Here is an 18,718-nt window from a genome sequence, read left to right as displayed (position 1 = left end):
CATGAACGATCTCCTCACTCCCGCGAACGTCGCCGACGTTTATCCGCTGTCGCCGATGCAGAAGGGCATGCTCTTCCATTCGGTCTACGAACCCGGTTCTTCGGTCTACGTCGAACAGCTGTCGCTGCGGCTCGCCGGTGCGATCGACCACGACGCCATGGCGCAGGCCTGGCAGCACGTGGTCCGCGCGAACGAACTGCTGCGCACCGTGTTCCGCTGGCGCAAGCTGGCGGAGCCGGCGCAGGTGGTGCTGAAGCAGCGCCCGTTCGCGATGGACATCGTCGAACTGGACGCCGCGCCCGGTACGCCGCAGGAGGAAGCCGCGCTGGAGGAATTCCTGCGTCGCGACCGGCACACCCCGATGCCGCTGGACACCGGTCCGCTGATGCGGGTGACGCTGCTGCGCTGCGGCGGCGAGGATCGCTGCCTGGTGTGGGCGTTCCACCACATCCTGCTCGACGGCTGGAGCATGCCGCTGCTGCTGGGCGACCTGATGTCCGCCTACGACGCGCTGCGTCGCGGCGAGCGTCCGCGCACGCCGCAGCGCGCGCCGTTCCGCGACTACATCGCCTGGCTGCGCAAGCAGGACCCGCAGGCCGCGCAGGACTACTGGCGCGGTCGGCTGCAGGGCCTGCACACGCGTCTGCCGCTGCCGCTCGCGCGTCGCGACGACCTTCGCGAGTTCGCCGACGTCGGCGAAGTGGCGCTGACGCTGGATGCGGACCTCTGCGCCGACATCACCCGCAGTGCACGCCAGTGGCGCGCCGCGCCGAACGCCGTGTTCCAGGCCGCGTTCGCGGTGCTGCTGTCGCGGCTCGCCGGGACCAGCGACGTGGTCTGGGGCACCACGGTGTCCGGTCGTCCGCACGACCTGGCCGGCGTCGAGCAGATGATCGGCCAGTTCACCAACACCCTGCCGCTGCGCGTGCAGTGCGAGGCCGACACGCCGGCTGAGGCGCTGGTGGCGCAGCTGCAGCAGCGCATCGCCGAGATGTCGCAGCACGCGTGGCTGGAACTGCCGCGCCTGCGCGAGTTCACCGCGCTGCCGGGCAACGAGCCGTTCTTCCAGATCCTGTTCGTGTTCGAGAACTTCCCGGTCAACAGCGCCGCCAGCGACGGCGGCATGCAGCTGGCCGGCGTGCGCTTCGCGGAGATGACCAACTTCCCGCTGACCGTGATCGCCGCGCCCGCGGGCGACGGCTACGTGGTCCGCGCCGAATACGCGCGTGAAGCCTACGACGAGGCCGCCGCGCAGCAGTTGATGGCGCTGTACGGCCGCGTGCTGAGCGGGCTGGTCCGCGGTGCCGCTGCCTCCGTCGGCGACCTGCCGCTGCTGGAAGACGCGCAGGCCGCCGACCTCGCACGCCGCGATGGCGCGCCGCGCACGACGCTGCCGGTGACCGACGATCTCGCCAGCCGCATCGCGCGGCAGGCCGAACGCGATCCGCAGCGCGTCGCCGTGACCTGCGGCGACGACGCGATCACCTACGGCGACCTGCTCGCCCGCGCGCGTCGCCTCGCGCAGCACCTGCGCACGCTGGGCGTCGGTCCCGAAGTGCCGGTGGCGCTGTGCCTGGAGCGTTCGGTCGACGCCATCGTCGCCGTGCTCGCGGTGCTGGAAGCCGGCGGCGCTTACCTGCCGATCGAGCCGCACCTGCCGGACGATCGCGTGCAGTGGATGCTCAGCGACAGTGGCGTGCAGATCGGCATCGGCCACGGCGCCGCCACGCAGCGCCTGCGCGACGCGCTGCCGCACGTGGTCTGCCTCGACGCCGATGCGCAGGCGATCGTCGCGCAGCCGGCCGTGCCGGTCGTCGTCGCGCGCCATCCGCAGCAGCTGGCCTACATCATCTACACCTCGGGCAGCACCGGCCGGCCCAAGGGCAGCCTGATCACCCAGGCGAACGCGCTGCGCCTGTTCGATGCGTGCGACGAACAGTTCCGTTTCGACGCGAACGACACCTGGACGATGGTGCATTCGTACGCGTTCGATTTCTCGGTGTGGGAAATCTTCGGCGCGCTGCTGCACGGCGCGCATCTCGTCGTGGTGCCGAGCGCGGTCGCGCGCTCGCCGCAGGACCTGCTCACGCTGCTGCACGACACCGGCACGACGGTGCTGTCGCAGACGCCGTCGGCGTTCACCGCGCTGCTGCAGGCCGCCGGCGCCGCCGACGACTGGCACTGGAGCGGACCGCTGCGCTACGTGGTGTTCGGCGGCGAAGGCCTCGACACCCGCGCGCTGGCGCCGTGGTTCCGTCACCGGCAGCACGGCGCGGGCCGGCTGATCAACATGTACGGCATCACCGAGACCACCGTGCACGTGACGTTCCGCGACGTGCCGGCCGAGGACGCCGGCGAGCGCGCCGAACCCGCGGTCGGCCTGCCGTTGTCCGACCTGTCCTGCGTGATCGCCGACGCGCGCGGACAACTGCTGCCCGACGGCGTGGCCGGCGAGATCCTCGTCGGCGGCGACGGCCTGGCGCGCGGCTATCTCGGCCGCCCGGGACTCACCGCCGAACGCTTCATCCCCGATCCGTACAGCGGCCGCCCGGGCGCGCGCCTGTATCGCAGTGGCGACCTCGGCCGCCGCAACGCGCGCGGTGAACTGGAACACCTCGGCCGCATCGACCAGCAGGTGAAGATCCGCGGCTTCCGCATCGAACTGGGCGAAATCTCCACCGTCGCCGCGGCCGCGCCGGGCGTGCAGCGCGCGGTCGCGCTGGCGCGTCCGGGTCCGGACGGCGCCAAGCGCCTCGTGGCGTGGGTGCAGCCGGCCGACGGTGGCACGGTCGACATCGCCGAGGTGCGCCGCCATCTGCAGGATCGCCTGCCCGACTACATGGTGCCGGCCGCGATCGTGGAGGTCGCCGGTTTCTCGCTGACCGCCAACGGCAAGCTCGACACCAGCGCGTTGCCCGATCCGGACGCCGCCGCGCTCGTGCAGCGTCCGTACGAAGCGCCGCTGCCCGGCATCGAGACGCAGATGGCCGCGGTGTGGTCGGAACTGCTGTCGGTGCCGCGCATCGGCCGCGACGACAATTTCTTCGAACTCGGCGGCCATTCGCTGCTCGCGCTGTCGCTGTCCGAGCGCCTGCGCAAGGTCGGCATCGCGGTCGACGTGCGCACGCTGTTCGAACAGCCGACGCTGCGCGAACTCGCCGCCGCCGTGGCACCGGATGCGCCGGCCGCGCTGGAGGTGCCGCCGAACCGCATCCCCGCCGGCTGTACGCACATCACCCCGGACATGCTGCCGCTGGTGACGCTGTCGCAGGAGGCGATCGACCGCATCGTCGCCACCGTGCCCGGCGGCGCGGCCAACGTGCAGGATCTGTATCCGCTGGCGCCGCTGCAGCAGGGCATGTTCTTCCATCACGTCGGCAGTGCCGAGGGCGACCCCTACCTGCTCGGCGCGCTGCTGTCGCTGGAAGAACGCGCGATGGTCGACGACTACCTGCGCGCGCTGCAGGCGGTGCTGTCGCGGCACGACATCCTGCGCACTTCGGTGCAGTGGGAAGGCCTCGAATCGCCGGTGCAGGTGGTCTGGCGCCACGCCGACCTGCCGGTGCAGGAATACGCGCTCGATCCGGCCGACGGCGACATCGGCGAGCAGCTGTGGGCGCGCGTCGATCCGCTGCACCACCGCATCGACCTGCGCACCGCGCCGCTGATGCGCGTGGCGCTGGCGCACGATGCCGCGCAGGGCCGCTGGCTGCTGGCGATGCAGTACCACCATCTCGCGATCGACCACACCGCGATGGAAGTGCTGCAGCGCGAAGTGCATGCCTACATGGTCGGCCGCGAAGCCGAACTGCCGCCGCCGCAGCCGTTCCGCCAGTTCGTCGCGCAGACGCTGTCGGGCGACGAGACCGCCGCGCACGAGGCCTTCTTCACGAAGCAGCTCGGCGACATCGATGCGCCGACCGCGCCGTTCGACCTGCTCGACGTGCAGGCCGGCGGCATGGACGTGCGCGAGGCGCGGCTGCCGGTCGATCCGGCGCTGACCCGTCGCCTGCGCGAACGCGCGCGCCTGCTCGGCGTGAGCGCCGCCAGCCTGCACCACCTCGCGTGGGCGCTGGTGCTGGCGCGCACGACCGGCCGCCGCGACGTGGTGTTCGCGACCGTGCTGTTCGGTCGCCTGCAGGGCGGCCAGGACGCGCTGCGCTCGCTCGGCATGTTCATCAACACGCTGCCGATCCGCTTCTCGCTGGACGACACCGGCGTGCGCGAAGCCGTGCGCCAGGCGCAGGCCACGCTGTCGGAACTGCTGCGCCACGAACACGCTTCGCTCGCGCTGGCGCAGCGTTGCAGCGGCGTGGAGCCGCCGTCGCCGCTGTTCACGACGCTGCTGAACTATCGCCACGGCGATCTGCCGCCGGAGACCGAGGACGACACATCGGCCCCCGTGCGCCTGCTGCGTGCGCACGAACGCACCAACTACCCGCTGCTGCTGTCGGTGGACGACGGCAGCGAAGGCTTCAGCCTCACCGCGCAGGCGCAGCGGCCGATGGACCCGGCGCGCATCTGCGCCTACATGCACCAGGCCTTGCAGGATCTGGTGCAGGCGCTGGAGCAGGAACCGGCGCGGCCGTGGCGCACGCTGGACGCGATGCCCGCCACCGAGCGCGCGCAGCTGCTGGCTGCGGCCAGCGGTCCGCGTGCCGCCGGCACCGGGCTGGTGCATGCGCGCGTCGATGCGCAGGTCGCGCGCACGCCGGACGCGATCGCGGTCAGCATGGGCGATCGCCAGCTGACGTATCGCGAGCTCGACGCCCGCGCCACGCGTCTTGCCAAGCGCCTGCGTGCGCTGGGCGTCGGCCCCGACGCGCGCGTGGCGATCTGCTGCGAGCGTTCGCCGGAGCTGGTCGTCGGCGTGCTCGGCATCCTCAAGGCGGGTGCGGCCTATGTGCCGCTGGACGCGGCGCATCCGGCGCAGCGCCTCGCGCGCATGCTGGAGGATTCCGCGCCGCTGGCTGTGCTGACCGGCGGAGCAGGGCACGACGCCATCGCCGCGCTGTCGCCGTCGATGCCGCTGCTCTCGCTCGATGCCGAAGGCGACGAGGCAGACGACGGCGCCGCGCTGTCCGTGCCTGACCTGCGCGACGATCACCTCGCCTACGTCATCTACACCTCCGGCTCCACCGGCCAGCCCAAGGGCACGGCGATGCCGCATCGCGCGCTCGCCAACCTGCTGGCGTGGCATGAAGGCCGCGAGACCGGCGCGCCGCCGGTGACGCTGCAGTTCGCGTCGATCGGCTTCGACGTCGCGTTCCAGGAAATCTTCACCACGCTTGCCGTCGGCGGCCGGCTGGTGATGATCGAGGAAACCGCGCGCTTCGATCCCGAGCGCCTGCGTGGAGAGCTGTGCGCACAGCGCGTGACGCGGCTGTTCCTGCCGAACGCCGCGCTGCGCATGCTCGCCGAGGCCAGCCAGAACGGCGGCGACGGCGCGTGGCCTGGCACCATCCGCGAGATCATCACTGCCGGCGACCAGCTGAAGATCACCCCGGCGGTGATCCATCTGCTGCGCCGCTTCGACGACTGCGTGCTCGACAACCATTACGGCCCGACCGAGACCCACGTCGTTACCGCGTACCGCCTCGAAGGCGATCCGGCCACGTGGCCGGCGCTGCCGGCGATCGGGCGTCCGCTGCCGGGCGTGCGCGCCTACGTGCTCGACGGCGAAGGCCGTCCGGCGCCGACCGGCGTGCCCGGCGAACTGGTGATCGGCGGCATCGCGGTCGCGCGCGGTTACCTGCACCAGGACGCGCTGACCCGCGAACGCTTCATCGCCGATCCGTTCGACGCCACGCCCGGCGCGCGCATGTACCGCACCGGCGACCTCGTGCGCTGGCGTGCCGACGGCGAGCTGGAATACCTCGGCCGCAACGACTTCCAGATCAAGATCCGCGGCCATCGCGTGGAGCCCGGCGAGATCGAGACCCGCCTCGCCGCGCATCCGGCGATCCGCGAAGCCGCCGTGCTGGCGTTCGAGGACGGCGCCGATCGCCGTCTCGTCTGCTACTTCACCCACGCCGGCGACGCACCGCCGGACGCGGGCACGCTGCGCGACCACGTGGCCGCGACGCTGCCCGAATACATGGTGCCCGCTGCGTTCGTGCCGATGGCGGCGCTGCCGCTGTCGCGCAACGGCAAGCTCGACCGCGCCGCATTGCCGGCGCCGGACGCGCAGGCCCTGGCGCAACGCGCATTCCGCGCGCCCGCGACCGAAGCCGAGATCCTGCTCGCCGGCATCTGGTCGGAACTGCTGAACGTGCCGCGCGTCGGCCGCGACGACAACTTCTTCGAACTCGGCGGCCATTCGCTGCTCGCGATCCGGCTGGTCAACCGCTGGAGCATGCTGACCGGCGGACCGATGGCGATGCGCGACGTGTTCGAGGCGCGCAACCTCGTCGAACTGGCCGCACGCGCCACCGGCACCACGCACGTGCTGGCGCCGATCGAGCCGCTGCCGCCGTCCGACTGCCATCCGCTGTCGCACGCGCAGCGCCGCATCTGGTTCCAGGTGCAGCTGGAAGGCGCGGAAGAGGCCTACAACATGCCGTCGGCGGTGCGCGTGCGCGGACCGCTGGACACGGCGTCGCTGGCGCGCAACCTCGAACGTCTGGTCGCACGCCACGCAGCGCTGCGCACCACGTTCATTCCGCTCGACGGCGAGCCGATGCAGTGGGTGGCCGAGCACGTCGACGTGCCGCTGCCGCTGCACGATCTGACCACGCTGCCCGCGGACGAGCGCGAACCGCTCGCGCGCGAGCAACTGGCCGCGCTCGCGATCGAGACCTTCAACCTCGAAACCGGTCCGCTGCTGCGCGGCGGCATCTGGCGCCTCGGCGAGGACGACCATGTCGTCGCGCTGGTGGTGCACCACATCGTCAGCGACGGCTGGTCGCTGGAACTGCTGGTGCACGAACTGTGCGAAGGCGAGGGCGATGCCCCCGCGCCGCTGCAGTACGTCGACTACGCCGCGTGGCAGCGCCAGCGCATGGACAGCGGAGAATTCGAACCGCAGCGCCGCTACTGGCACGCCGCCGTCGCCGAGCCGCCGGTGCCGCTGTCGCTGCCGCTGGATCGCCCGCGCGGTGCGCTGCACGGCTTCCGCGGTTCGCGCACGCGCCTCGCGCTGCCTGCCGGGACGCACGCCGAGATGCTGGCGTTTGCCGCGCGCCACGGCGCGAGTCCGTTCATGGTGATGCTCGCGGCATGGAACCTGCTGCTGCATCGCTGGTGCGGGCAGGACGACATCATCGTCGGCGTGCCGGTCGCCGGTCGCCAGCATCCGCAGCTGGAGCGCATGCTCGGTGTGTTCGTGAACACACTGCCGCTGCGCACGCGGCTGGCCAACGCCGCCGGCTTCGACACGCTGCTGCAGGGCGTGCGCCAGACCGTGATCCACGGTCTCGCGAACCAGGACTATCCGTTCGAGTCGCTGGTCGGCGAGATCTCGATCGAACGCGACCTCAGCCGCCAGCCGCTGTTCGACACCAGCTTCGCCTGGCAGACCGCGGCGCAGAAGGCGACGGCCGCGCGCGACGACGCGCCGGTGCAGGTCGAGAACTTCGATTTCCCGTTCGATCGCAGCAAGTTCGATCTCGCGATCACCGTCGCGCACGACGAGGCCTCAACGCAGATCGAACTGGAGTTCAACACCGACCTGTTCGACATCGACACCGCCGCGCGCATGCTCGACAGCCTGCGCACGCTGCTGTCGGCGGCGCTGGCCGCACCGTCGATGCCGCTGCGCGCGCTGCCGGTGATGGAGGCCGCCGGCGAGCACGAGGTGCTGCATGCGCTGGGCGGCGCGCGCAGCCGCTTCGACGACGTGGGCGATCTGGCCCGCGCGCTCGACGCGACCGCGGTGCGGCATGCGGCGCGCCCGGCGGTGAGTTTCGGCGGCAGCACGCTCACGTATGCCGAACTGCATGCGCAGGCCAACCGCCTCGCGCAGCATCTGCGTGCGCTGGGCGTCGGTCCCGAACAGCCGGTGGCGATCTGCCTGCCGCGTTCGGCGGAAATGATCGTCGCGATCCTCGGCGTGCTGAAGGCCGGTGGCGCGTACCTGCCGATCGAGCCGGATTATCCGGACGACCGTGCGGCGTTCATGGTGGCCGATGCCGGCGCGCGCGTCGCGATCGGCCGCGGTCCGACCGCGGAGCGCATGCGCGCCTGGGCGTCGGAGGTGGTCTGCCTCGAACGCGATGCCGCGACGCTGGCCGCGCAGCCCGATGCCATGCCCGCGCCGCTGCATGGCCCGGACTCGCTGGCCTACGTGATCTTCACCTCGGGGTCGACCGGCCGGCCGAAGGGCACGCTGCTGACGCATCGCAACGCGATGCGCCTGTTCGCGGCCTGCGGGCAGCGCTTCGCGTTCGACGAACAGGACGTGTGGACGCTGTTCCACTCGGTCTGCTTCGACTTCTCGGTGTGGGAGATCTTCGGCGCGCTGCTGCACGGCGCCCGCCTCGTGGTGGTGCCGCAGACGGTCGCGCGTTCGCCGATGGAGTTCACCGGCCTGATGCGCCAGCACGGCGTGACGGTGCTGTCGCAGACGCCGTCGGCGTTCGGACGCCTGCTCGACAGCTCCGCGCTGGCCGAGGACTGGGCGTGGACGTCGGCGATCCGCTACGTCGTCTTCGGTGGCGAGGCGCTGGAGCACGCCGCGCTGCGGCCGTGGTTCGCGCATCGCGTGAACCCGCAGTCGAAGCTGATCAACATGTACGGCATCACCGAGACCACGGTGCACGTCACCTGGCGTGAAGTGCAGCCGGAAGACGTGACCGCGCCGCCGGCGCGCCGCGTCGGCGGCCCGCTGGCCGATCTCGCGCTGTACGTGCTCGACGCGGATGCGCAGCCGGTGCCGGTGGGCGTGTGCGGCGAGATCTACGTCGGTGGCGCCGGCCTCGCGCGTGGCTACGCCGGACGCCCGGGCCTCACCGCGCAGCGCTTCGTGCCCGATCCCTTCAGCGGCGAAGTCGGTGCGCGGCTGTACCGCAGCGGCGACCTCGCGCGCTGGCGTGCCGACGGCGACCTCGAATACATGGGGCGCGCCGACCAGCAGGTGAAGATCCGCGGCCATCGCATCGAGCCGGGCGAGATCGAGGCGGCGATGCTCGCGCACGAGACCGTCACCGGTGCCGCGGTGCTGGTGACGAAGGATCGTGCGCAGCGCGACGGCCTGCTGATGTACTACACCGGTCCGGAACCGATCTCGACCACCGCGCTGCGCGCCTTCCTCGGCCGCACGCTGCCCGAGTACATGCTGCCGCTGGGCTTCGTGCACCTGCACGAATTCCCGCTGACCAACAACGGCAAGCTCGATCGCGCGAAGCTGCCCTACCTGCAGGCGGTGCGTCCGGAGCTGGACACGCCGTACGTCGCGCCGCGCAACGAGGTGGAAACGCAGCTCGCCACGATCTGGCGCGAAGTGCTGGGCGTCGACCGCGTCGGCATCCACGACAACTTCTTCGATCTCGGCGGCGAATCGTTCAGCGCCTACCGCGTGATGGCGCGGGTCGCGTCGGACATGGGCCAGGACCTGCCGGTCTCGGCGATCTTCCAGGCGCAGACCGTCTCGGAGATGGGCGAGCGCGTGCACGCGGCGATCGATGCCTCCGACGAGCGCATGCTGGTGCAGCTGCAGGCCGGCGCGCCGGGCCGCAGGCCGTTCTTCTGCGTGCATCCGGCCGGCGGCGACGTGCTCGGCTTCCAGGACCTCGCCCGTGCGCTGGGCACCGAGCAGCCGTTCTACGGCCTGCAGTCGCACGGCCGCTTCCTCGACCCGCAGGCGAACGCCAGCATCGAGGCGATGGCCGCCGCCTACGTGCGCGAGATGCGCACGTTGCAGCCGGAAGGGCCGTACCTGCTGGGCGGGCATTCGATGGGCGCCGCGGTGGCGTTCGAGATGGCGCGCCAGCTGGATGCGGCGGGCCAGCGCATCGGCGTGCTCGCGCTGATGGACGGCGAGGCGCAGAGCGCGAACGGCCTGCTCGACACGCTGATGCTGGTCTGCGACACGTTCGAGCTGGGCATCGGCCGCGCCGAACTGGAAGCGGTGCCGGACCACGCGAAGATGGACCACGTCATGCGCAAGAGCAAGAAGCGCTTCGCGCGCGTGCTCGAGATCGCGTACGACCTGGACATCCTGCCGCGCGGTTTCCGCACCCGCGACGCCGAGCAGTTCATGGCGCGCATCGCCAGCAACATCGACCTGGCGCTGCGCTACCGCCTGCAGCCGCTGGCACAGCCGGCGGTGCTGTTCATCGCCGAGGAAGCGTCGGAAAACACGCCGCCGGTGAACGTCGACCTGTGGCGCGCGTACACGCCGGGCGGGCTGACCGTCATCACGGTGCCGGGCAACCACCTCACGCTGGTGAAGCGGCCGCACGCGACCACGCTGGCCGCGCGGCTGGCCGAACTGTTCCGCGAGGTCGACGTGCAGGAAGGCACCGCCAGCGATGCGCGGCAGGCCGAACTGACGACGCCGTGATCCGCACCCCCCATCCCTCATGCGCCAACACCACACGACTTCCGAGGATTCACCGATGACCCAAGACGAAATCCGCGAAACCGCCCTGCGGGTGCTGACGGCGCAGCTCAAGCTCGACGTCGATCCGTCCACGATCGCCGACGACCGCAGCACCGACAGCCTCGGCCTCAGCTCGCTGAAGCTGATGAACATGATGTACGACCTCGAAGAGGCCTTCGCCATCGAACTCGACCCCGAGGAGATGCTGGAGCTGTCGACCGTCGGCCAGATCGTGGGCGCGCTGTGCCGCAAGCTGGGCGTGCCCGACGGCGTTGCCGCCGCCTGACGCCACGGAGTCGACGACGATGCGCTGGGCAGTGCTGACCTGGGGAACGCGCGGTGACGTGCAGCCGCTGCTGGCGCTGGCCGGCGGCCTGCGCGCGCGCGGCGACACCGTGCGCTTCGGCGCACCCGCGGCGCATGCCGATCTCGTGCAGCGGCACGGCTTCGCGTTCCATGCGCTGGGCAGCCCGATGGCCGCCGCGGCCTACCGCAGGATGATGGACGGCATGCATGCGGAGGCGAATCCGCGCAAGCAGAACCGCGCGCTGCTGCAGCAGGTGCTGCTGGGCGATCTCGATCGCCTGTTCGAGGACTGCCGCGAGGCCGCCGATGGCTGCGACGTCGTGATCGCGCACTGGCTGCAGGTCGGCGGTGCACTGGCCGCGGAATCGCTGGGCCTGCCGTGGGCCAGCGTCACGCTGAATGCGGCCGGCATCGGCTGCGAGCAGGCGCTGGCCTCGCGCGAGGAACTGCGCGCGCGGCAGGGCTATTCGCGCTGGCTGTGGGGCGATCGCCTGGCCGAATTCCGTGCCGCGCACGGGCTGCGTCCGGTCGAGGTCGTTGCCGACAGCGTGTATTCGCCGCGCCTGAACCTGGTCGCGATCAGTCCGCGCCTCGTGCCGGAGTCGGCGCAGTGGTCGCCGCAGCATCGCGTCACCGGCTTCCTGCACGGCGCGACGCATGATCCCGACTGGACGCCCGATCCCGCGTTGGCCGCGTTCCTGCAGCGTCATCCGAACCCGGTGGTGGTGACGCTGGGCAGCAGCGCGGGCGACCACATCGACGCCAAGCTGCGCGTGGTGCTCGACGCGCTCGATCGCATGGAGCTGCCGGTGATCGTGCAGGCGCTGCTCGCCGATGCGCCGCCGCCCTCCGTGCCCGCACCCGATCGCATGCATCTCGTCGGCGAACTGCCGCACGGCTGGCTGTTCCCGCAGGCGTCGTGCGTGATCCATCACGGCGGTGCCGGCGGCAGCGCCGCAACGCTGCGCGCGGGCGTGCCGTCGCTGGCGATGGGCAACCTGTTCGACCAGCCGTACTGGGGCCAGCTGCTGGCCGAACACGGCCTGGCCGCGCAACCCATCGTCGAGACCGACATCGCCGTCGAGACCGTGATCGAGCGCGTACGCGACGCCCTAGCGCTCGCGCCGCGCTGCCGTGCCTTCGCCGATGACCCCGAGACCGAGCGTGGCGTGCAGGAGGCCGTGGACTGCCTGCATCGCGAATACGCCTTCGCCGACACCGGGACCCCGTCCGTCGACGCTGCCGTGTCCGCTTCCGATCCCTTGCCCGTGACCGCATGAACCGACCTTCGCCCTGGATCGCCCGCATGCCGGGCCCCGACGACGCTGCCGCGACCGCGCGGCTGCTGTGCTTTCCCTACGCCGGCGGTGCGGCGCACGTGTACGCCGACTGGCGGCAGGCGATCCCGCAGCAGGTGCTGCTGCAGGTGGTGCAATACCCCGGGCGCGGCGCGCGCTTCCGCGAGCCGCCGCTGCGCCGCATCGACGAGATGGCGCTGGGCGTGATCCAGGCGCTGCAGCAGGATGCCGATCCGCGGCCGCTGGTCTTTTTCGGCCACAGCATGGGCGCGCTGGTGGCGTTCGAGACCGCGCGGCTGATGCGGCGCGGCGGCATGCGCCTGCCGGTGAAGCTGCTGCTGTCGGGCTACATCGCGCCGAACCACCGGTATCCGCGGCCACCGATGCACACGCTGTCCGATGCCGATTTCCGCGCCCGCCTGCGCGAGTACGAAGGCACGCCGGTGGAAGTGCTGGAGCATCCGGAACTGCTGGACCTGCTGCTGCCGATGGTGCGTGCGGATTTCGCGGCGGTGGAGACCTACGTCCACCAGCCGGAAGGCGCGCTGCCGTGTCCGATCACCGCCTTCGGCGGACGCGAGGACGAGATGATCCCCGAAGCCGCGATCGCCGGCTGGGCCGATCACACCCGCGGCGGGTTCTCGATGCACATGCACGACGGCGGCCACTTCTTCATCCACACCGCGCGCGACGCCGTGCTGGCGCAAGTCGCGGCGGAACTCGAAGCGATGCCCGGAAGCGCTGCCGCGACATCCGTCGCGGCGCAGGTCACGGCCATGGAGATGCCCTCATGAGTCCCTCGATGCAGATCGCCGCACCTCCGGCGCCTCGCCGCCTCGCGATGCCCGAGATCGCGGCGTCCATCGGCGACGCCGGTCGCCTGTACCTGCGCTACCTCTGGCGCTGGCTGGCCACCACGATCCTGATGGCGGTGACGATCGAACTCTTCATGGTGGTGCCGCAGGTCGGCCTCGCCTTCAAGATTGCCGCGTCGGGCATCCTTGGCGCGCAGATCATGGCGATGTTTCTGGCCGCCGACCACGGCGAAAAGCCACGTCCGTGGCGCGTGTGGGCCGCATTCGCGAAGCCGGTGGGCATCACCGCCACGCTCGTGGCGGGCGTGTGGCTGCCGCTGGCGATTGCACTCGTCTGGACGGTGTTCCACGACGGCAAGATCGTGGCCGCCACGGTGCTCTCGAATCCCGGGAAGCTGTCGCTCGAAGCGCAACTGCATTTCAAGATGGCGCTGTTCGCCGCGGCGATGCCGGTGACGTTCGTCGCCGCCACGGTCGTGATCGGTCGGCTCGAGGGCCTGGCCGCATTCGCCCGTGCGCTGCTCGCGGCGCGACGCAATCCGCTGCCGGTCCTGCTGCTCACCGGCTGCACGATCGCGATGGAGGCGACGGTCGAACGCCTGTTCCGCCACTTCCCCGACGCCTTCGGCATCGTCGTCGGCACGCTGTGCACGCTGCTGATGGTCACCGCGATGTCGGCCTGGAGCTACGCGCTGGGCGCGCGGATCTTCGCGGCCGACGACCTGCCGGTACCCGTCACTCCGATGTCGGCCCCGGCCCCGGTGCCGGCCGCCGCGCACGAAGCGCCGCGCTGAGCGCCACGCCCCGCTTTCCGATATCCCTGCGGTCCATATCCCGGGCTCGGCGTTCCGTCCGAGTCTTCCGAATCGTCCTCAACTCGCTGATGCGGAGATCCCTCGCATGAACCCCGTCCTCTTGTTCGTCGCCGTCGCGCTGTCGTTGCTGCTGTTGCCCGTGATCGCACTGACGCTCGCGCCCACCCGCCGCGCCCTGCTCGGGCCGCGGATGTTCCCGACCACGGCCGCCTGGGGCATGCGCCTCTCCGGGCGCATGCTGCAACTGGGCCGCGCGCTCCGCATCGGCGGCAAGCAGAACGCCCCCGCGCCGGAGCTGATCGAAGCGCTGTGCAGCACCCGCGCCGGCAATCTCGAAGCGCTGCGCGATGCCTACCAGGCGCTGGATGCGCTGCCGACCGTGCAGCGCGGCATGCAGGCACTGGGCATCACGTCGGTGTTCGACGTGCTGGCCAAGCCGGTGGCGAAGAAGCCGTCGCCGTACACGCATCCGCTGCAGACGCCGCCGCTGTTCATCCCCGGCGTGCCCGCGCACGCCTTCTACGACGCCTCGCAGTACGACTTCACCGCGCGCCTGGAAGCCGCGTATCCGCAGATCCGCGCCGAGCTGGAGAATGTGCTGGCCAACCAGCGCGAGAAGTTCCAGATGTACCGCGGCGGCCAGGGCAACAAGCACGAAGGCTGGAACAGCTTCTACCTGTACCTGTTCGGCAAGCGCAACGAGGATTTCGCGAAGCTGTGCCCGGTGACGACGGCGGTGCTCGATTCGATCCCGCGCTTCGAATACACGATGGCGATGTTCTCCGCGCTCAACCCGAAGGCCAGCCTGCCGCCGCACACCGGCCCGTTCAACGGCGTGCTGCGCGTGCATCTGCCGCTGATCGTGCCGCGCGACTGCACCGTCACCTGCGGCGGCGAGACCCGCGCGTGGGAAGAGGGCAAGGTGATGGTGTTCGACGACTCCTACGTGCACTCGGTGCGCAACGACAGCGACAGCGTGCGCGTGGTGCTGTTCTTCACCGTCTACCACCCGGTGTTCAGCGATGCCGAGGTGCCGGTGATCGAGCGCTTCAACGATGCCTACCAGACGCTGCCGGTCACGCGCCTGTGGGAGAAGATGCAGCACGACACCTCGAAGGGGCAGGTCGTGGTGAAGGCGCCGTCGGCGCAGCCCGCACAGGCCTGAGTCCGGAACCGACTGCATGTCCACGCGCATGACCAACCCGCCGAACACCTTCGACGAGATCCTGCGACACCACGCGCAGGTGCAGCCGGAGCGCCTCGCCTACACCTTCCTGCAGGACGGCGAAGAGGAGATCCGGGTCCCGATCTCCTACGCCGAACTCGATCGCCGCGCCCGTGCCGTCGGCGCGCGGCTGCAGTCGCTGGCCGGCCTTGGCGAGCGCGCGCTGCTGCTGTTGCCGCCGGGCTTGGACTACGTCGTCGCGTTCATGGCCTGCCTCTACGCCGGCATGACCGCGGTGCCGGCGTATCCGCCGCGCAATGCGCGCAACCTGCCGCGCGTGAAGGCGATCGTGCAGGACTCGCACGCGGTGGTGGTGCTCACCATCGCCGCCGAAGAAGGGCGCCTGCGCGCGCTGACCGCCGAACTCGACGACATGCCGCCGCTGCACTGGCTGTCGGTCGACGCCGTGCCCGCCGACGACCACGCGCTGTGGCGGCCGTCGGGCTCCGATGGCGACACGCTGGCGTTCCTGCAGTACACCTCCGGTTCCACCGGCGTGCCCAAGGGCGTGATGGTGTCGCACGCCAACCTGCTGGACAACTCGGAGCGCATCCGCCGGTTCTTTGAACTGGATGACGCCTCGACCTGCGTCTCCTGGCTGCCGCCGTACCACGACATGGGCCTGATCGGCGGCATCCTGCAGCCGCTGTACGTCGGCATCAGCTGCCACCTGATGTCGCCGGCGGCGTTCCTGCAACGGCCGCTGCGCTGGTTCGAGATGATCTCGCGCGAGCGCGCCACGCACTCGGGCGGACCCGACTTCGCATTCGATCTCTGCGCGCGCCGCATCTCACCGGAACAGTGCGCGGGTCTCGATCTGTCGAGCTGGCGCATCGCCTACAACGGCGCCGAGCCGGTGCGCGTCGGTACGCTCGACCGCTTCGCCGCCGCATTCGGCGGCGTCGGTTTCCGTCGCGAACACTTCGTGCCGTGCTACGGCCTGGCCGAAGCCACGCTGCTCGTCACCGGCGTGCCGGGCGTGGTGACGTATGCGGTCGATCCCGCGGCGCAGGAGCAGGGTCGTCTCGAAGCGTCCAGCGCCGACAACGCGCGCACGCTGGTCGCCTGCGGCCCGATGGACGACAGCGTGGCGGTGGTCGACACCACGACGCTGCAGCCCTGCGCCGAAGGCGCGATCGGCGAGATCTGGGTGAACAACGGCGGCGTCGCGCTCGGCTACTGGCAGCGTCCGGAGGAAAGCGCCGCCGCGTTCGGCGCGCACACCGCCGACGGCCGCGGGCCGTGGATGCGCACCGGCGATCTCGGTGCGGTGCTCGACGGTCGGCTCTACGTCACCGGGCGCATCAAGGACCTGGTGATCCTCGCCGGCCGCAATCTCTATCCCACCGACATCGAAGGCGTGGTGCAGACCTGCGGCGACGAACTGCGCCCGGGTTTCGGCGTCGCCTTCAGCATCGAGCACGAGGGCCAGGAGCGCCTCGTCGTGCTGCAGGAACTCGATTTCCGCCGCAAGGTCGACGCCGCCGAGATGTCACAGCGCATCGCCGGCCGTGTCGCCGCGGTGTTTGAAGCAGTGCCGTACACGGTGCGGTTGCTCAAGACCGGCTCGCTGCCGGTCACTTCCAGCGGCAAGCTGCGTCGTCGCGATGCGCGCGCGATGTATCTCGCCGGTGCGTTCGACGATGCGCCCGGCCTCGTACCGACGCCGCCGGCCGCCGCCGCGCAGCCCGCGGGCTCGGTCGGCGACTGGCTGGTGCAGCGCATCGCGACGCGGCTGCGCATCGCGCCGTCGGCGGTGGATCTGGATCGTCCCTTCGTCGAGTTCGGCCTCGGCTCGGTCGAAGCGGTGGAACTGTGCGCGGCGCTGGAAACCTGGCTCGGCCGGCCGCAGCCGCCGACGCTGCTGTGGGATTACCCGAACATCCGCCTGCTGACGCAGCACCTGCAGCCGGACGCGGCCGTGGCGCAACCCGAAGCGCGCGCGGTGGCGATGGGCGACCGCATCGCGATCGTCGGCATGGCCTGCCGTTTCCCCGGCGCCGACGGCAAGGCCGCGTTCTGGACGCTGCTGCGCGACGGCGTCGATGCGATCACCGAAGTGCCGGCCTCGCGCTGGGACGCCGACGCACTCTTCGACGCCACGCCCGCCACGCGCGGCAAGTCGTGCACGCGCTGGGGTGGTTTCGTCGACGACGTCGAGCGTTTCGACGCGGCGTTCTTCGGTATCCCCGAAGCCGAAGCGCGCGAGATGGATCCGCAGCAGCGACTGCTGTTGCAGACTGCGTGGCATGCGCTGGAAGACGCGGCGATCCCGGCCGAGTCTCTGGCGGGCAGCGCCACCGGCGTCTACGTCGGCATCGGCAGCAACGATTTCGGTCGTCGCCTGCACGGGAAGCTCGACGCACTCACCGCGCTCAGTGGCACCGGCAACGCGGCCAGCATCGCGGCTAACCGCATCTCGTACCAGTTGGGCCTGCTCGGGCCCAGCATGGCGGTGGACACCGCGTGCTCGGCGTCGCTGGTGTCGGTGCATCTCGCCTGCCAGGCGTTGCGCATGGGCGAAGTCGATCTCGCGATCGCCGGCGGCGTGAACGTGATGCTCGATGCGGACATGAGCGTGATCTTCTCGCAGGCCGGGATGATGGCCGCCGACGGTCGCTGCAAGACCTTCGATGCCCGCGCCGACGGCTACGTGCGCGGCGAAGGCTGCGGGCTGATCGTACTGAAGCGACTGTCCGATGCGCTGCACGACGGTGATCCGGTGCAGGCCGTCATCGCCGGTTCCGCGGTGAACCAGAGCGGTCGCAGCAACGGCCTCACCGCGCCGAGTCGCGTCGCGCAGGTCGCGGTCGTGCGTCGCGCGCTGGCGCAGGCGGGCATCGCGCCGACGCAGGTCGGCTACATCGAAGCGCACGGCACCGGCACCGCGCTGGGCGATCCGATCGAGATCCAGGGCCTCGCCGAAGCGCTGGGCAACGAATCGCGCAGCGCACCGTGCGCGGTGGGCTCGGTGAAGACCAACATCGGCCATCTCGAAGCCGCGGCGGGCATCGCCGGCCTGATCAAGGCCGCGCTGATGGTGCGCCACGGCGAACTCGTGCCGCACCTGCATCTGCAGACGCTGAATCCGCGGTTGCGCAAGACCGGCCTGCCGCTCGTGGTGGCGACCGAACGCGCGCCGTGGGCGGGCGAGGGTGCGCCGGGCCGTGTCGCCGGCGTCAGTTCGTTCGGCTTCGGTGGCTCCAACGCGCACGTGGTGCTGCACGAAGCGCCGACGGTCGAGGCAGGCAAGCGCGGTGATGGCCCGCATCTGCTGGTGCTGTCCGCACGCGACGACGCGGCGCTGCGCGCTTCGGCATCGCAGTGGCGCGAAGCGCTGGGCACGCTCGCCGACGCCGACGTCGTCGACGCCTGCCGCGTCTCGCGCATTGGCCGCAGCGCGCTGCCGGAACGTCTGGCGGTGTGGGGCGCCGACGCTGCCGCACTGCAGGCCGCCCTCGCCGCGTTCCTCGACGGCGACGCGACGGCGGCGTGGACGCGCGGCAGCGTCGCGCCGTCAGGCAACGCAATCGCGGCGCAAGCCGAGGATGCCGCGTCGGATGCGCTCGCGATGCTGGCGAAGGTCGCACGCGACTGGACGAACGGTGTCGCCGTCGATTGGCACACGCTGGACCCGCAGCATGCGCGTCGTGGAATGGACCTGCCGCTGTATCCGTTCCGGTCGATCTGATCGCGCGACCAATGCCCGGGTCATCGCC

7 protein-coding genes are annotated in these 18,718 nt (G+C 71.0%); all 7 read left to right on the top strand.

Translation table 11 applies throughout. The annotated features are described in order from the left end of the window. Position 1: 1 nt before the first annotated feature. The 7 genes from ACT53Q_RS12280 to ACT53Q_RS12250 all read left to right on the top strand — a co-directional run bounded on the left by ACT53Q_RS12280 (position 2) and on the right by ACT53Q_RS12250 (position 18,690). The gene (locus ACT53Q_RS12280) at positions 2–10,501 is read left to right on the top strand and encodes a non-ribosomal peptide synthetase (RefSeq protein WP_476186939.1); all 10,500 of its coding nucleotides are present in this window, start codon (positions 2–4) and stop codon (positions 10,499–10,501) included. A 55-nt stretch (positions 10,502–10,556) separates the two neighbouring features. Next, positions 10,557–10,826, top strand: a complete 270-nt coding sequence (locus ACT53Q_RS12275) for an acyl carrier protein (protein ID WP_476186938.1) — start codon at positions 10,557–10,559, stop codon at positions 10,824–10,826. A gap of 19 nt (positions 10,827–10,845) precedes the next feature. Then, positions 10,846–12,126 (top strand): glycosyltransferase, encoded by a 1,281-nt coding sequence (locus tag ACT53Q_RS12270; protein WP_476186937.1) that lies wholly within the window; start codon positions 10,846–10,848, stop codon positions 12,124–12,126. Beyond that, positions 12,123–12,938 carry a thioesterase II family protein gene (locus ACT53Q_RS12265; RefSeq protein WP_476186936.1) on the top strand — a complete coding sequence of 272 codons (816 nt, stop codon included), beginning with the start codon at positions 12,123–12,125 and terminating at the stop codon, positions 12,936–12,938. Before ACT53Q_RS12270 ends, ACT53Q_RS12265 begins: the two co-directional genes overlap by 4 nt. Further along, positions 12,935–13,753 carry a hypothetical protein gene (locus ACT53Q_RS12260; RefSeq protein ID WP_476186935.1) on the top strand — a complete coding sequence of 273 codons (819 nt, stop codon included), beginning with the start codon at positions 12,935–12,937 and terminating at the stop codon, positions 13,751–13,753. Before ACT53Q_RS12265 ends, ACT53Q_RS12260 begins: the two co-directional genes overlap by 4 nt. 106 nt (positions 13,754–13,859) lie before the next feature. Next, a complete protein-coding gene (locus tag ACT53Q_RS12255) occupies positions 13,860–14,939 on the top strand; it encodes an aspartyl/asparaginyl beta-hydroxylase domain-containing protein (protein WP_476186934.1) in 1,080 nt (359 codons plus the stop codon). 16 nt (positions 14,940–14,955) lie between these two features. After that, complete coding sequence (locus ACT53Q_RS12250) at positions 14,956–18,690, top strand: beta-ketoacyl synthase N-terminal-like domain-containing protein (protein WP_476186933.1); 3,735 nt, start codon at positions 14,956–14,958, stop codon at positions 18,688–18,690. Positions 18,691–18,718: the final 28 nt, after the last annotated feature.

The organism is Lysobacter sp. DMC97 (assembly GCF_056313745.1).
This window is presented reverse-complemented; position numbering and strand designations above follow the sequence as displayed.

Excerpts from the sequence above, each read along its gene's own strand:
- ACT53Q_RS12280 (WP_476186939.1), top strand. The coding sequence starts at position 2 with ATGAACGATCTCCTCACTCCCGCGAACGTCGCCGACGTTTATCCGCTG.
- ACT53Q_RS12275 (WP_476186938.1), top strand. The coding sequence starts at position 10,557 with ATGACCCAAGACGAAATCCGCGAAACCGCCCTGCGGGTGCTGACGGCG.
- ACT53Q_RS12270 (WP_476186937.1), top strand. The coding sequence starts at position 10,846 with ATGCGCTGGGCAGTGCTGACCTGGGGAACGCGCGGTGACGTGCAGCCG.
- ACT53Q_RS12265 (WP_476186936.1), top strand. The coding sequence starts at position 12,123 with ATGAACCGACCTTCGCCCTGGATCGCCCGCATGCCGGGCCCCGACGAC.
- ACT53Q_RS12260 (WP_476186935.1), top strand. The coding sequence starts at position 12,935 with ATGAGTCCCTCGATGCAGATCGCCGCACCTCCGGCGCCTCGCCGCCTC.
- ACT53Q_RS12255 (WP_476186934.1), top strand. The coding sequence starts at position 13,860 with ATGAACCCCGTCCTCTTGTTCGTCGCCGTCGCGCTGTCGTTGCTGCTG.
- ACT53Q_RS12250 (WP_476186933.1), top strand. The coding sequence starts at position 14,956 with ATGTCCACGCGCATGACCAACCCGCCGAACACCTTCGACGAGATCCTG.